The sequence below is a fragment of the Cellulomonas taurus genome (assembly GCF_012931845.1).
Taxonomy (GTDB): domain Bacteria; phylum Actinomycetota; class Actinomycetes; order Actinomycetales; family Cellulomonadaceae; genus Cellulomonas; species Cellulomonas taurus.
In genome coordinates, this window is sequence record NZ_CP051884.1 from 1,699,637 (window position 1) to 1,713,887 (window position 14,251).

Consider the following 14,251-nt stretch of genomic DNA (forward strand, 5'->3'; position numbering starts at 1 on the left):
TGACAGACCTTAGTCTGCGTATTGCATCTGATGTAACACGCGGGGCGTCGCATCCCCTCCTCCGCGAGTCGGGGAAACCGCCTCTGACCTGCGGAGATGCTGGTGCGCGCCGCGAGCCGACTGCGGGCCGGCCCTGACGGGCCGCTCGCGCCGGGTTGTCGGCGATGCTCTGACCTGCGGGTCTTGCCGCGATGTTACATCTGATGCAACAATGATTCATCTGATGTAACAGCCCTAGGGGGTGCTGTGGCAGTCGACGAGACGGGTCGAGTGCGGGTCGTGGCAGGTCTCCACACCCTGCATCCGGCCGACCAGACGGTCGAGGACATGCTGCTGGGGTGGCGCAACCAGCAGCTGTCTCGCAACCTGCAGTTCGCCACGATCGAGCAGCGGCTGCGGTACGTGCGCCGGTTCATGGAGTACGTCAACGAGTTCCCGTGGCGGTGGACGCCGGTCCTCGTCGAGGAGTACTTCGGAGACCTGCGCTCCGTGCGGCACCTGAGCCACTCGACGATGCGGTCCCACCAGGCGGCGCTGCGCCAGTTCACCTCCTACATCGCCAACCCCGACTACGGGTGGGACCTGGAGTGCGAGCGGCTGTTCGGCGAGCACCCGGCGCAGGTGTTCTTCGACTGGAACACCGCCCAGCACGTCCAGGAGTACGAGGGGCGCCCCTCGAAGCGACCGTTCACCCGCTCCGAGCTGCAGCAGCTGTTCGACTACGCCGACAGCGAGGTCGAGCGGGTCGCCCAGGCCGGGGTGCGCGGCTGGCAGGCCGCCTTCCGGGACGCCACCATGCTCAAGGTCGCCTACTCCTACGGGCTGCGCTGCAACGAGCTGCGCCACCTGCAGCTCGTGGACTTCGCACGCAACCCCCACGCCGCCGAGTTCGGCAAGTACGGGGTGTGCAAGGTCCGGTTCGGCAAATCCCGCCGGGCCTCTCCCCCGAAGCCCCGCGCCGTGCTGACGGTGTTCGACTGGACACCCGAGATCATCCAGGACTGGCTCGCCAACGGGCGCGGGACGCCCGACACCCTGGACGTGTTCCCGAACGAGCGCGGCGCGCTGGTCACGGAGTCGACGCTGCTACGCCGCCTGCGCCGCTACTGCGAGATCCTGGGCTTCCCGGACGGGCTCGACCTGCACTCCCTGCGCCGCTCGTACGCCACCCACCTGCTCGAAGACGGGTGGGACCCGCTGTTCGTCCAGGCGCAGATGGGCCACGAGCACGCATCCACGACCGGGATCTACACGTTCGTCAGCTCGGCGTTCCGAACGTCTACTCTTCGCTCGGCGCTCGATCGGACAGTCCGAGAAGCGCTGGAGGGACGGACATGAAGCGCGACGTCGACTACACCTGGCGGCTGGCCGAGCTGATGGCAGCCCGCGGCCTGAACACCACCACCGAGCTGGTCCCCCTGCTCGCCGAGCGCGGCATCGAGCTGTCCCGCGTGCAGGTCTACCGCCTGGTCAACCAGCGCGCCGAACGCGTGTCTCTGCAGCTGCTCGCGGCGCTGTGCGACATCTTCCAGTGCGAGGTCGGCGACCTGATCACCGTGACCGCCGCCGACGCCTCCGCCCGCCGCAAGACCGCCACGGCCGGCGAGAACGTGGTCACGCTCGACCGCTCCGTGCGACCGCGACGCGCCCGGGTGATCGACGATGACTGACCCGCTCGCAGGCCTGCGGCCACGCAACACCACCCGCGGACGCCCGCGGGTTATCGGGAGCCGGCTCTGCGCGCGATGCGGACGCAAGGCCCCGAAGACGCGGGCGACCTGGCCCGAGGGCCGGATCTGCGCGGTCTGCTTCTACGAGGCCACCCACTGCCACGGCATCTGCGCCGGCTGCGGCGCCGAACGCCTCACCCCCGGGCTGCGAGAAGACGGGGCCCGGTTGTGCGGACCGTGCGCCGGGATCGCCACGGACTTCACCTGCGCTGGCTGCGGCAACGAGGCCGAGGTCAACCGGGCGCGGCTGTGCGCGCGGTGCCTCCTGCGCGGCGAGCTGGATCACCTCATCGTGCGCAACGCCGCTGACCCCGACGCGATGACCCGGCTCGTCGACATCCTGTGCGCCGCCGGTCGCCCCGAGAGCATCCGCACCTGGAAGCGCTCGACCAAGGTCCAGGACCTGCTCACCGCCCTGTCGTCCGGCGCGGTCCCGCTCACGCACGAGGGCCTGGACGCCTACCGGCCGGGGCTCCACGTCAATCACCTACGCGCACTGCTCGAGCACAACGGGCTGCTACCCGACCGCGAGCCCTACCTCGCGCACTTCGAGCTCTGGATCGCAGCGAAGCTCGCTCCCCTGCCGACCTCGATCGCCCGGCCCGTCGAGCAGTTCGCCACCTGGCACCACCTGCGCCGCATCCGTGGCATGACCGTCACCGACCGCACCCTGCGCGGACCCGTGCACCACTCCAAGCAGGAGATCACCGAGACCATCAAGTTCTTGACGTGGCTGGAGCGGACCCACGGACGCACCGTGGCGCAGTGCAGGCAAGGTGACATCGACGCCTACCTGCAGCCCGGGCCGACCACCCGCTACTTCATCCGGACGTTCTTCGTGTTCGCCCGCGCCCACCGCCTGTGCGGGGCGCTGACAGTCCCCCACCGCGTTGCGCGGGTCCGACCGGCACTGACCCAGGAACAGCGCGTGGCCTGGATCGGCGAGATGCTTGCCGGCACCAGCGAGTCCCTGCCGTACCGCACGGCCGGAGTCCTCCTGCTGCTCCTGGCCCAGCCCCTGGTCAAGGTCGTCGCCCTGCGCGTCGACGCGGTACACGACAAACCGGACGGGATGACACTCCGGCTCGGGGAGCCCGCCACGCCCCTACCCGAGCCGTTTGCCGGGCTGCTCCGCGCGCACTTGCTCACCCGACCCAACCAGGCCACCGGGAACGCGAACAGCCCCTGGCTGTTCCCTTCGACGCGCGCCGGCCGGCACCTGCACGCCAACACCGCCATGATGCGTCTGCGGAACCTGGGCATCAACCTGCAAGGGGCCCGCAACCGCGCGCTCGACGGCCTCGTCACCGAGGCCCCGCCACCCGTCGTCGCCGACGCCCTCGGCTACAGCCACGTCATCGCGTTCCAGCACCAGGAAGCCGCCGGCGGCACCTGGGCCCGCTACACCGGGCTCGCCCGCGCAAGACCGTCCGCACCGCCTTCGCGATGATGACAGGCGGGTCCGTCGAGCGGCCCCGTCCGATAGCATCGACAGTGAGCAACGCGACCTCCTCCCCCGCCGTGGCGACAGGGTTACGGGCTCCAGGCCAGGGCGCACTGAGCGCCCGCTGCTGCGGCAGCCTGGAGCTGCTCGCCGATCGACTCCCGCACCGCTCGTGACGTGACACCTCGTGCGCAGATCGCCTACCGGCCGTGCAGCTCGGCGAACGCGGCCTCCCATGCGCGTCGGTGCCGGTCAGGAAGCCGCAGGTCGGGCCACAACCGCAACAGAGTTCCCAGGTCCAGGTGCTCCTGCAGGTCTTGCTCGCTGCTCGCCTCGCGGATCACCCGGGAGTACAACCAGATCACATCGCCCTCGACGCCGAGGTCGTACTCGCGCCGCTCCGACCACTCCAGATGCCGCGGAAGTCGCACCACACCCGAAACCGGCCCACGCAACGAGGCCAGGTCCTCGACCAGCACCGGCGCCGGCTGGTGCCGCTCCCACGCACCACGCGTGGCCGGCACCCACCTCACCACGGCGCCGCACCGAGCGGTAGCGTCAGCCCGGTTAAGTCGATGACGGTGGCCGACGCAGCACGCGACCTGCCTCGCCTCGTCGACGACCTGCGTCCGGGCGAACCCGTGCAGATCACCGTCGACAGCCGCCCGGCCGCGGTGCTGCTGCACCCCGACGAGCTCGAGTCGCTGCTCGAAACCCTCGCCTGGCTCCAGGAACCGCACGCATCGGACGACGTGCGCCGCGCGCGCCTCGACCTCGCCCACGGCAGAACCGTCGACGGCGCTGCTGCGCGCGAACGGTACCTCGGCCCGACCACCTGATCAGCGTCCCCGCTCGACCGGCGCATCCTCGCCGGCGCCGGCCAGGTCCAGCACCCACGGCGGGGTGACCTTCCCCAGCCGTCGGTCGGTCACCACCCGAAGCCGTGCCGCCGCGCGCCGGACCCGAGGATCCCGTAGCGCTTCTTCGTGGGCCGACCGGGCCTGACCAGGACGTTCGTGAACCATCGTCCCCGCCTCTCTCCGCCCGAACTGCACACATCTTGGCGCAGGAGCCGGCACCTGACCACCACCCGCCCGATCCCCCGGCTCGACGTCCCGCCGGCACCTGCGACGACCTCCACGACCTGCCGCAACCCCCGTCGTCCGCGTCACCCTCGCCTCATGCATCGACATGTGTCAACATAGACACATGTCGATACAGAACGGGTTGCCGGTGCCGGTCGAACGCGCGGCCGGGCCGGGTCGCCTGTCGAGCCTGGACCGGTGGTTGCCGGTGTGGATCGCTGCGGCGATGGCCGCGGGGCTGGGTCTGGGCAGGTTCGTGCCCGCCCTGGGTGAGGCGCTGGCGGATCTGGAGGTCGGGGGCATCTCGTTGCCGATCGCGGTCGGGCTGCTGGTGATGATGTACCCGGTGCTGGCCAAGGTCCGCTACGACCGCGTCGCGGCGGTGACCGGCGACAAGCGGCTGCTGGTGAGCTCGCTGGTGCTGAACTGGGTGGTTGGGCCGGCGCTGATGTTCGCCCTGGCGTGGGTGTTTCTGGCGGACCTGCCGGAGTACCGCACGGGGCTGATCATCGTGGGTCTGGCGCGGTGCATCGCCATGGTGGTGATCTGGAACGACCTGGCCTGCGGCGATCGTGAGGCCGCCGCGGTGCTGGTGGCGATCAACTCGCTGTTCCAGGTGGTCGCGTTCTCGGTGCTGGGCTGGTTCTACCTCACCGTGCTGCCCGGCTGGCTGGGCCTGGACTCCGCGGGCCTGGAGGTCTCGGTCGGGCAGATCGCCGGCAACGTCCTGGTGTTCCTGGGCATCCCGCTTGTCGCGGGGTTCGCCTCGCGGTGGGTCGGTGAGCGTCGGCGGGGCCGCGACTGGTACGAGCAGCGGTTCGTGCCGCGGGTGGGTCCGTGGGCGCTGTACGGGTTGCTGTTCACGATCGTGCTGCTGTTCGCCCTGCAGGGCCAGGCGGTGACGTCCCGGCCGTGGGACGTGGCCCGGATCGCGCTGCCGCTGCTGGTCTACTTCGCGGTGATGTGGGTCGCCGGCATGGCCACCGGCCGCGCCCTGCACCTGGGGTACGCACGCTCGACGACGCTGGCGTTCACGGCGGCGGGCAACAACTTCGAGCTGGCGATCGCCGTGGCGATCGGCACGTTCGGCGCGACCTCGGGGCAGGCGCTGGCCGGCGTAGTCGGCCCGCTGATCGAGGTCCCCGTCCTGGTCGCCCTGGTCTACGTCAGCTTGTGGGTCGCCCGCCGCTGGCCGGCCGCCCCCGCTGCTGCTGCCCTGTCCACCGAACCGCAGGAGGTGCGCTCATGACCACCACGACCCCGACCCCCGACGCCACGACCGGCGACGAAGGCTGCACCCCGATGGCCTCGCCCGCCGATCACGCGATGGGCCTGGACGCCGCCACGCACGTGGCCGGGACCCTCAAGGCCCTCGGCGACCCGCTGCGGCTGCGGATGCTGTCGCTGATCGCCACCTCCCCCACCGGCGAGGCGTGCGTGTGCGACCTGGCCACCGTCGCCGAGGTGTCCCAGCCCACGGTCTCCCACCACCTCAAGCTGCTCAAGGACGTCGAGCTGCTCACGTCCGAGCGGCGCGGCACCTGGGTCTACTACCGGGTCCGCCCCGCGCTGCGCGGCGCGGTGACGACCCTGCTGGACTCCTTCGCGCCGATCGCCGCCGAGGCCGCCCACCTCGAACCGCTGGCCGGGCTGACCGACGCCGAGCAGGCCCTGGAACGCATCACCGACCGATTGGCCGGCGAGTTCCCGGGCCGCGACCGCACCGCGGTGCTCAGCGTGGTCCGCGAGTCCTACACCGGCCTGGCCCGCTCCTCCGCGGTCCGCGCACACCTGGTGGTCAACACCGAACGGTTCGCCCGCCAGCGCCTGGCCGACACCGCCCGCACCCTCGCCGCCGCGACCGACACCCCGCATCGTCCGCAGGTGCTGTTCGTGTGCGTGGCCAACGCCGGACGCTCCCAGCTCGCAGCCGCGCTGCTGCACCACTACGCCGGCCAGGCCGTCACGGTCCGCTCGGCAGGGTCGACCCCGGCCGGCGAGGTCCACCCCGGCGTGCGCCCGCTGCTGGCCGAGCTGTCCGCCGACACCGACGCGTTCCCCAAGCCCCTGACCGACGACGCCGTCCGGGCCGCCGACGTCGTGATCACGATGGGCTGCGGGGACACCTGCCCGATCCTGCCCGGCAAGCGCTACGAGGACTGGGCCGTCGGCGACCCCGCCCTGGCCTCCGAGACCGGCGTGCGCGCGATCCGCGACGAGATCGACCGCCGGGTGCGCGCCCTGCTGGCCGACCTGCTGCCCGACCTGCCCCTGCCCACCCGCTGACCGGAGAACACCACCATGACCGAGAACACCACGCCGTCCGCGCTGTTCGTCTGCGTGCACAACGCCGGACGCTCCCAGATGGCCGCCGGCTACCTGCGCGCCCTGTCCGGCGGCGCCGTCGAGGTCCGCTCCGCCGGGTCCATGCCCGCCGGCCAGATCAACCCCGTCGCCGTGGCAGCCATGCTCGAAGAGGGCATCGACATCCGCGACGAGCGCCCCAAGGTCCTGACCACCGACGCGGTCAAGGCCTCCGACGTCGTCATCACCATGGGCTGCGGCGACGCCTGCCCGATCTTCCCCGGCAAGCGCTACGAGGACTGGGCCCTGGACGACCCCGCCGGCCAGGGCATCGAAGCCGTGCGCCCGATCCGCGACGAGATCCGCAACCGCATCCTGACCCTGCTGGCCGAGCTCGGCGTCGACCCCGTCACCACCTGAGCGACCCACCACGCACGAGGGCCGCACCCCCGTCGGCGGGTGCGGCCCTCGTGCGTGCGCTGTCAGGACGCGCAGCAGACCTCGGCCGCCGGGCGGACCCGCCCCGTCAGGTACGCCCGCACCCGCCCGGCCAGCGCGCCCCTGCGGGGGTGCACGATGCAGCCCGGGCAGTCCTGCGCCGCCCGGTGCAGCTCGAGCTCGCGCGCCAGCTCGCCCTCGCGCTGCTGGTGGACGACCAGGTACACGTCGGGGTGCATCACGCCTCCCCGGCGGGCTTGCGGGCCCGGACGATCGCCCCGTGCATCCCGTCGGCGACCGGATGGGTGAACTCGACCTCGGCGTCCACGAACCCCGCCGCCGCCAGGCCGTCCAGGTACTCGGCGCGGGACAGCGCCCCGGCGATGCACCCGACGTACGAACCGCGTTCGGCCCGCTGCTCGGGCGTCAGATGGTCCTCGGCGACCACGTCGGAGATCCCGAACCGGCCACCGGGCACCAGCACCCGGAACGCCTCGGCCAGCACCGCCGGCTTGTCCGGGGACAGGTTCACCACGCAGTTCGAGATCACCACGTCCACCAAGGCGTCCTCGAACGGCAGGTCCTCGATCGTGCCCTGACGGAACTCCACGTTCGTCGCGCCCGCCCTGGCCGCGTTCGCGCGGGCCAGGTCCAGCATCTCGGCGGTCATGTCGACCCCGTAGGCGAAGCCCGTTGCGCCGACCCGACGCGCCGACAGCAGCACGTCGATCCCGCCGCCGGAGCCCAGGTCCAGGACCCGCTCCCCCTCGCGCAGCTCGGCGACCATCAGCGGGTTCCCGCAACCCAACGACGCGGCCAGCGCCTCGGCCGGCACCTGTCCGGCCACATCCGCCCCGTACAGGCCGGCGCCGAACCGCTCGTCGATCACCAGGTCCGTCGGCCCGCACCCCCCACCCGACTCCCCGCCGCAACAGCCCGTATCGCCGCTGCCCTGCACCGCCGCCAGCGCGTACCGCGCACGCACCTGCTCCCGGACGTCCTGCATCATCACAGCCACCTCCACATCGACGCTCATCAATACCTGCTGACCGCAAGCCTGGACCGGGTATCGACAACTGTCAATGTCTGGGTCATCATGGGCGCATGGCACTCGACCTGCTCCCCCTGGCCCCGGCCACGTCGACCGGCTGCTGCACCCCGGCCGCCGGCCCGACGATGAGCGCCCAGGACGCCGAGGCCACCGCCCGGACACTCAAGGCGCTGGCCGACCCGACCCGGCTGCGGCTGCTGTCGATCATCGCCGCGCACGAGGGCGGCGAGGCCTGCGTCTGCGACCTCACCGAGCCCGTCGGGCTGTCCCAGCCCACCGTCTCCCACCACCTCAAGGTCCTCACCGAGGCCGGGTTCGTCACCCGCGACAAGCGTGGCGTCTGGGCGTACTACACGCTGGTCCCGGAGGCCGTCCGCGCGCTGACCGCCCACCTCGGCGCGCACCTGCTCGGCCAGGTCGACGCATGACCACCGGCGTGCGGATCGCCGCGATGGGCCCCGAGCACGCCGCCGCCGTGCTCGACATCTACACCGCCGGCATCGCCACCGGCACCGCGACCTTCCAGTCCCAGGCACCGACCTGGGACGAGTTCGACACCGGCCACCTGCCCGCGCACCGCTTCGTCGCCCTCGACGGCGACCAGGTCCTCGGCTGGATCGCGGTCTCCCCTGTCTCCGGCCGGTGCGTCTACGCAGGCGTCGTCGAGCACTCCGTCTACGTCGCACCCGCCGCACGGGGGCGCGGAGTCGGCGCACTGCTGCTGGAGCACCTGCTCAGGCAGGCCACGGCCGCCGGGATCTGGACCGTGCAGTCCGGTGTCTTCCCGCAGAACACCGCCAGCCTCGCCCTGCACGCCGCCGCCGGGTTCCGCGTCGTCGGCACCCGCGAACGCCTCGGCCTGATGGACCACGGACCCCACGCCGGCACCTGGCTCGACGTCGTGCTGCTGGAGAAGCGCCTGTAGCGGCTGCGTGCGCCATCGTGCGCGCACCCGTGGCTCTTCAGGTGGCGGTGCCGGCGTCCAGGCGGTCGTAGACACGCTCGGGCATCGGAGTGCCGACGCTCTGGCGCCAAGTGGCCGGCGCAGACGGTGAGACGCGCAGCCGAGAGCCGTCGCGTGTGAACACGCGCAGATCGAGGACGAGATCGACGAGGTCGTAGGCGTTCATCGCCAGGTCTCGCACCCACAGCTTGGCCCGGACGATCGCCATCTGGGCGACGTCTTCCTGAGTGCGCAGAGCGTTCGCTGAGATCACCTTGGACCAGGTGAACGACTCCTGGGCGCCGGGACGCAGCAGGACGCCCTCGGAGGAGTCGATGTCGGCCTCTCCGCCGCCGCCATCCACGAGGACCACGCGCGCGATGCGCTCGGACAGGTTCTCCAGGTGGAACGTCACGTTCAGGCGTACGACCACGTCGCGGTCCTCGTCGGTCAGCACCAGCTCCTCCACGACCGTCCGCCACGCATGGCTTGAACCGATCTGGTGCCACTCCTGGACGAAGTCAGCCGCCGGCGTCCCTGGGGTCGCCCGGATCAGCACGGTCGGCATCAGGGAGTCCACGCGGTCCTCAGCGAGTCGACGAGCCGCCAGGGCCGCCTCGCGGCGCTGGTCGTCGGCCAGCGAACGCGCCACCTCGGCGTCGTTCTTGGCGACGTCCAACGCCTTCGACGCGATCTCGACCTGATCCGCCGACGACCGCGCCTGCTCCTTCGTCCAATGCGCCGCCCGGCCCGCAAAGAAGCCCGCGACCACCGCGGCGCTGAGCGTCAGCACGCCGGTAACCGCCACGATCCAGTCCGTCGTCGTCGACTCCATGACCGGACCGTACCGGGCGCGAGGGCGTGAAGTGCCGTCACCCGGCTCGAAATGTTCGACGGTGTCGACGTCGGGCGCGTCGGTCCTTCAGCGCAGCCTTGGTCGACTGCACGGGGTGCCTGCGCCATCGTCGACGTCCCTCGATGCGGAGCACCGCTGCGTACTCGCTGCTGCTACGTGCCCGTGCCATGTTGACGAACTCGACGCGCAGCTCGTGCAGGCGCTGATTCTGCTGCTCCCACGCCAGTTCCGCCGCCTGATAGGTCTCGTCGCTGCGTAACGCGGCGATTACCGACTCGAGTCGGCCCCCGGGGTCTTCGGCGAGGTACTGGTCGCGGTTGATGCGGTGCAAGAACGCGAACCAGTGGATGTTGAGATGGGGAGGCGGCTGGTTCCGCGCTTCGAAGAACGCCAACGTCGCCTCCGCGTGACGCCCCGCCAAGAACTCGGTCGTGTCCATCGAGACCTGCAGAGACTCGAGCAGCGCGAACCCGGGCGAGGTGATCTGGCTGCGCCAGTTGTCCAACGGGAGGTCCGCAGTTGCACGCCGGAGATCCGCCCCTCGAGTCTCGGGCGCCAGGACCAGATCCTGAAGGCCGAGCGCTGCTCGTGTCCACGACGCACCGACCTCGTCCAGTCGCCGTCGACGGTCGTGCCACCAGAACGGGAACGACCCGAGGACGCCGAGGACGAAGCCCGCGATGAGGTTCGGAACGTCGATCACCCGCGGAGACTAGCGCCGCCCGGTGACAGCTCCGGAGCCTTCGAGACGCGGCCGGCTCGATGAGGCCGTCGCGGCGGGGCTGGCGTAGGCCGCCAGGCAAGGCGAGTACGACCAAACTTGATACGCAGGGGTGCCAGTAGTCGTCTGCACATCGCTCCTGATGAAGGAGCGCCCTTCTCCCGCGCGCAAGTCGATCCGGCCGCTGACCAGCAAGAACGTCGTCAGGGTCTCCACGGCTTCGTGACGCACGCCTGTTCGTGTCGGCGACACGACGGCCCTCGCGGGACCTGAGCGGTGAGAGCCCGGCCCGGCCCGGACAGGGGTCGGCCGTGGGACGGTTGCGCGCATGGCTATCGCCACCCCGTGATCGTGCTCGGCGGCGGCGTCTGTCTGGTCGGTGTCGCGGTGCGAGTGGCCGGGTTCCTGACGGGTGCGTTCGACGACCTCGCCGAGGATGTCGCACAGGCCGTGCCGTCGGTGGACACGCGCCTGACGCCTGCGCTGGGGCTGACGGCGGGCGTTGGGGTGCCGCACTGGCTGACCGCTCGCGTCATGCGGGGCGGTGAGCGGTGGTCTGCTGTGGTCGGCTGCGTGCCAGGAGCGCGCCCGCATTCCAGCCGGGCGCGCGGTGCCCGGCAGGAGGCTCGATGGGAGAAACATCGGAACGCTCCAGGAGCCACGCGACGACCGAGTTCGACGTCCACATCTCCCCTGCTCCACCTTCGTCGCGTCCCCAGGTGTATGCCGGCACGTCGGCGAGATCCTCGAAGACCCGTCCCGACAACTCGAAGTCGTCGCTGACCTGCAGCACTTCTGACGAGGTGTCGGGTTCGAGCACCACTCGCAGCTCGTAGCGGAACATCGGGCACCACCGGAGGATGCGTGACCCGACCGGGCCCACCGTGATGACATGGCGCTGCTTGACGGCCTTGCCCCACGTCGGGCTCATGTCGACGGTCCGGGGGGCGCCGTCGACCACGACCTCGAGCAGAGCGTGGACGAGCACCTGGGGTGCCCGGTGCTCCCGTGCGGCGACCGTGCGCTCCCACCAGGCGCTGGTGCACCGCGCAACGCGACCACCGGCACCGACCGGCGCCCACCGCACTCGTGCCACCACGTCCACGACGTTCATCTCAGCACTGCTCCGTCCAGGGTCCGCGGGGCGATGGTCCTGTGATGCAGCAGATTCCCAAGGTGAGGACTCGGAGACGGGGCTCCAGCCCTTGAGTCGCTGGACCGCCGACGCGGAATGGAGCCGCGCCGAAGCCGTGCATGCGTCGGTGCGCCTGGCCCGCGGCCCCGTCTAGCTGGCGTTCGGCACGTCGCCGCACGCGTACCAGCCGCCGGGCTGGTCTTCGGGATGCACCCACTCGCCACCGTCCACACCTGTCCAGTGGCTTCTCGCGTCCTCCCCGTGGCTCGGAGTGCGGTGGGCGAGGAGTACGACCGATCCTGATAGACGCAGGTGCCAGTAGTGGTCTGCGTCGTGCATCTGGCCAGCAGCGGTTCGTCCCGCGGTCCGAGTTCTGGTCGAGGATGCTTCGGAGCTCGTCGAGGCGTGGGTGGTGATGTCCCGGCTCCGTGGCATCGGGGTTCGGCGAAGCCGGGGGTTTGAGTCAGCTGCGCGGCAGCCCCGTCGCGCGGGCGATCAGGGCGTCGTACTGACGGTCGGTGAGCAGCCCGCGAGCGGCGATCAAGGGCTTGGCCCCGAAGCCGACGGCGTACCGCGTCTTGGGTCGCCGGGCGGTCACCGCCTTCGCGATCGCGTCGGCGATCACCGAGGGCGGCGAGTTGCGGTTGGCATTGCCCTCCGAGCGCAGGGACGTGGCGACGGCGGCCGACTGTGTGGCGTAGGCCCCGGACCCGCCGGTCTTGTCCAGGTGGTCCGCCGCGATGCCGCCCCACTCGGTGGCGATGCCTCCCGGCTCGATGACGACCACGTCGATGCCGAATGGCGCGACCTCCATGCGCAGGCAGTCGCTGAGCGCCTCCAGGGCGAACTTGGTGCCGTGGTACCAGCCGCCGAGCGGGGTGTGCAGCTTGCCGCCCATCGAGGTGATGTTGACGATCGTGCCGGACCTCTGCGCGCGCATGTAGGGAAGGACGAGCTGGGCCAACCGCATGGCTCCGAAGACGTTGACCTCGAACTGCCGTCGCCCCTCTTCGATGTCGACGTCCTCGATCGCGCCGTAGGAGCCGTACCCGGCGTTGTTCACGAGGACGTCGATCCGCCCGGTCTCACCGATGATCCGCTGCACGCCGGCGGCCATCGACCCATCGTCGGTGACGTCCATCGCCAGGGCGCGCACGCCGTCCGCCGACAGCTCCTTGAGCCGGTCGGTGCGCCGGGCGGCGCCGTAGACCGTGTACCCGAGCGACGTGAGCCTGCGGGCCGTGGACTCCCCGATGCCGGACGACGCCCCCGTGACGAGCGCAACCTTGGTGGTCATGGTCTTCCTCCCGATGTAAGATGAATCTGGGTTCACTACCTATCCTGAACGCTGATTCAGCTTCGCGCAACCCCAAGGAGATCGATGAGCCAGACGAGTTCGGCACGCGCGCCTCGCGCCGACGCGGTGCGGAACCGCCTGAAGATCCTCACCGCCGCCCAGGAGGAGATCACCGAGCGCGGTCCGGAGGTTGGGATGGTCGAGATCGCCCGCGCCGCAGGTGTGGCGGTCGGGACTCTGTACCGACACTTCCCCACCAAGGCCGACCTGGTCGCGGCTGTCATGTCCCTCTACGTCGCCGACGTGGCCGAGGACGCCACGGCTTCTCTGGCGCGTGTCGAGGCGGGCGAGAACGCCCTCGACGAGCTGGTCCTGTTCCTCGGCAAGGTCACCGACTCCACCGCCAAGTACCACGCGGTGAAGGCGGCGGCGGTCGGGTTGGGGGTGCGGGGCCACGGGGACGACGAGAGCGAAGCGCGTGCTGCACACGCCCTGACCCGGCTGCTCTCTGTCGGCCAGGAGAAGGGCGAGGTGAGTGACGCGATCACAGTCGAGGACGTCTACCTCCTGGTGAGCACGGCCCCCGTCGACCAGCCCGTGCACGTCCGCAACAGGTGGCTGGCCCTGGTCACGGCCGGTCTGGCCGGCGAACCGAAGCGGCGCACCTCCGACTGAGGACGCCCGCTCGATCCGCGGCGGCGCGCAAGTTCGGTCCTCGAAGGTCGACGCCCTCGGCCACGTCAAAGCTCGTTAGTCGCGGACGGCTCGGGGCTCTGAGCGAGCCGCTGCGCCGGTGGCGTGTCGAGTACGACCAATCGGGATACGCAAAGGTGCCAGTCACGGTCTGTTCCCGGACGATCGTGGGATGGCGCATAGCCCCGACGATGCGAACCGAGACCCTGCTGGACGCGATCGACATGGCTCGGTGGTCAGGCGGGACGGTACCGCCTGGGTTTCGGTGTCACAGCGAGGTCGTCAGGCGATCCACGTCGATTCGCTCTGGTGGACGCCTCGCTGAAATCGAGCATCGCTCTCGATCGGGACGGTCGGTGATTCCCACGGGGGCGCTCTGCCGGGGCAGGGCTACGAACGCTGCTCCTCCCGTTCTCCGGCCACCCACGCGCCCTTGTCCGGGACGCCACCCAGTGAAGTAGGTACCCGGCGATTACTCCAAGCTGTCGGCTCCCCTGTCGGCGCTGGCGCGCGACCTCCCCGTGGTTCCACGTAGTGGCGCGCTCCGGCGACGG

17 protein-coding genes and 1 pseudogene are annotated in these 14,251 nt (G+C 70.8%); 11 read left to right on the top strand and 7 right to left on the bottom strand.

Translation table 11 applies throughout. The annotated features are described in order from the left end of the window. Positions 1 to 279 precede the first annotated feature (279 nt). Genes HGK68_RS07895 through HGK68_RS07905 form a run of 3 tightly spaced genes read left to right on the top strand, consistent with a single transcriptional unit; the run spans position 280 to position 3,180 of the window. Positions 280 to 1,338, top strand: coding sequence for a tyrosine-type recombinase/integrase (locus HGK68_RS07895; protein WP_246260676.1), 1,059 nt, complete (start codon positions 280 to 282; stop codon positions 1,336 to 1,338). After that, entirely contained in the window at positions 1,335 to 1,670 is a 336-nt protein-coding gene (locus tag HGK68_RS07900) for a helix-turn-helix domain-containing protein (protein ID WP_169165470.1), read from the top strand. Before HGK68_RS07895 ends, HGK68_RS07900 begins: the two co-directional genes overlap by 4 nt. Beyond that, positions 1,663 to 3,180: a recombinase XerD gene (locus HGK68_RS07905; protein WP_206155830.1), complete on the top strand. Its 1,518-nt coding sequence runs from the start codon at positions 1,663 to 1,665 to the stop codon at positions 3,178 to 3,180. Before HGK68_RS07900 ends, HGK68_RS07905 begins: the two co-directional genes overlap by 8 nt. 194 nt (positions 3,181 to 3,374) lie before the next feature. On the opposite strand, the gene HGK68_RS07910 is transcribed toward HGK68_RS07905, so the two are convergent. Further along, positions 3,375 to 3,698, bottom strand: a complete 324-nt coding sequence (locus tag HGK68_RS07910) for a hypothetical protein (RefSeq protein ID WP_206155831.1) — start codon at positions 3,696 to 3,698, stop codon at positions 3,375 to 3,377. A 51-nt stretch (positions 3,699 to 3,749) separates the two neighbouring features. Here HGK68_RS07910 and HGK68_RS07915 point away from each other — a divergent pair, with 51 nt between their 5' ends. The 4 genes from HGK68_RS07915 to HGK68_RS07930 all read left to right on the top strand — a co-directional run bounded on the left by HGK68_RS07915 (position 3,750) and on the right by HGK68_RS07930 (position 6,983). Continuing rightward, positions 3,750 to 4,013, top strand: a complete 264-nt coding sequence (locus tag HGK68_RS07915) for a type II toxin-antitoxin system Phd/YefM family antitoxin (RefSeq protein ID WP_169165471.1) — start codon at positions 3,750 to 3,752, stop codon at positions 4,011 to 4,013. 370 nt (positions 4,014 to 4,383) lie between these two features. Beyond that, positions 4,384 to 5,508, top strand: coding sequence for an ACR3 family arsenite efflux transporter (gene arsB, locus HGK68_RS07920; protein ID WP_169165472.1), 1,125 nt, complete (start codon positions 4,384 to 4,386; stop codon positions 5,506 to 5,508). Further along, complete coding sequence (locus HGK68_RS07925; RefSeq protein WP_169165473.1) at positions 5,505 to 6,545, top strand: metalloregulator ArsR/SmtB family transcription factor; 1,041 nt, start codon at positions 5,505 to 5,507, stop codon at positions 6,543 to 6,545. The genes arsB and HGK68_RS07925 overlap by 4 nt, the downstream gene beginning before the upstream one ends. 15 nt (positions 6,546 to 6,560) lie before the next feature. Then, a complete protein-coding gene (locus HGK68_RS07930; RefSeq protein WP_169165474.1) occupies positions 6,561 to 6,983 on the top strand; it encodes an arsenate reductase ArsC in 423 nt (140 codons plus the stop codon). Between the two features lie 62 nt (positions 6,984 to 7,045). On the opposite strand, the gene HGK68_RS07935 is transcribed toward HGK68_RS07930, so the two are convergent. Then, entirely contained in the window at positions 7,046 to 7,240 is a 195-nt protein-coding gene (locus HGK68_RS07935) for a hypothetical protein (RefSeq protein WP_169165475.1), read from the bottom strand. Then, positions 7,240 to 8,007 (bottom strand): arsenite methyltransferase, encoded by a 768-nt coding sequence (arsM, locus tag HGK68_RS07940; RefSeq protein ID WP_169167014.1) that lies wholly within the window; start codon positions 8,005 to 8,007, stop codon positions 7,240 to 7,242. Before arsM ends, HGK68_RS07935 begins: the two co-directional genes overlap by 1 nt. Before the next feature lie 98 nt (positions 8,008 to 8,105). Between arsM and HGK68_RS07945 the strand changes: the two genes are divergently transcribed. Both HGK68_RS07945 and HGK68_RS07950 read left to right on the top strand, forming a co-directional pair. After that, the gene (locus HGK68_RS07945; protein WP_169165476.1) at positions 8,106 to 8,480 is read left to right on the top strand and encodes an ArsR/SmtB family transcription factor; all 375 of its coding nucleotides are present in this window, start codon (positions 8,106 to 8,108) and stop codon (positions 8,478 to 8,480) included. Then, positions 8,477 to 8,977 (top strand): GNAT family N-acetyltransferase, encoded by a 501-nt coding sequence (locus tag HGK68_RS07950; RefSeq protein ID WP_169165477.1) that lies wholly within the window; start codon positions 8,477 to 8,479, stop codon positions 8,975 to 8,977. Before HGK68_RS07945 ends, HGK68_RS07950 begins: the two co-directional genes overlap by 4 nt. 37 nt (positions 8,978 to 9,014) lie before the next feature. On the opposite strand, the gene HGK68_RS07955 is transcribed toward HGK68_RS07950, so the two are convergent. The 4 genes from HGK68_RS07955 to HGK68_RS07970 form a co-directional block, all read right to left on the bottom strand. Continuing rightward, positions 9,015 to 9,830, bottom strand: coding sequence for a hypothetical protein (locus tag HGK68_RS07955; RefSeq protein ID WP_169165478.1), 816 nt, complete (start codon positions 9,828 to 9,830; stop codon positions 9,015 to 9,017). Positions 9,831 to 9,867: 37 nt separating this feature from the next. After that, on the bottom strand, positions 9,868 to 10,554 hold the full coding sequence (locus HGK68_RS07960) for a hypothetical protein (protein ID WP_169165479.1): 687 nt from the start codon (positions 10,552 to 10,554) through the stop codon (positions 9,868 to 9,870). 550 nt (positions 10,555 to 11,104) lie between these two features. Continuing rightward, the gene (locus HGK68_RS07965; protein WP_169165480.1) at positions 11,105 to 11,686 is read right to left on the bottom strand and encodes a hypothetical protein; all 582 of its coding nucleotides are present in this window, start codon (positions 11,684 to 11,686) and stop codon (positions 11,105 to 11,107) included. Between the two features lie 484 nt (positions 11,687 to 12,170). Next, positions 12,171 to 13,004 carry an oxidoreductase gene (locus HGK68_RS07970; protein WP_169165481.1) on the bottom strand — a complete coding sequence of 278 codons (834 nt, stop codon included), beginning with the start codon at positions 13,002 to 13,004 and terminating at the stop codon, positions 12,171 to 12,173. 84 nt (positions 13,005 to 13,088) lie between these two features. On the opposite strand from HGK68_RS07970, the gene HGK68_RS07975 reads away from it, so the two are divergent. Next, positions 13,089 to 13,679 carry a TetR/AcrR family transcriptional regulator gene (locus HGK68_RS07975; protein WP_169165482.1) on the top strand — a complete coding sequence of 197 codons (591 nt, stop codon included), beginning with the start codon at positions 13,089 to 13,091 and terminating at the stop codon, positions 13,677 to 13,679. Positions 13,680 to 13,852: 173 nt separating this feature from the next. Then, positions 13,853 to 14,076, top strand: a pseudogene (locus HGK68_RS16090) (IS3 family transposase); the annotation flags it as partial. Positions 14,077 to 14,251: the final 175 nt, after the last annotated feature.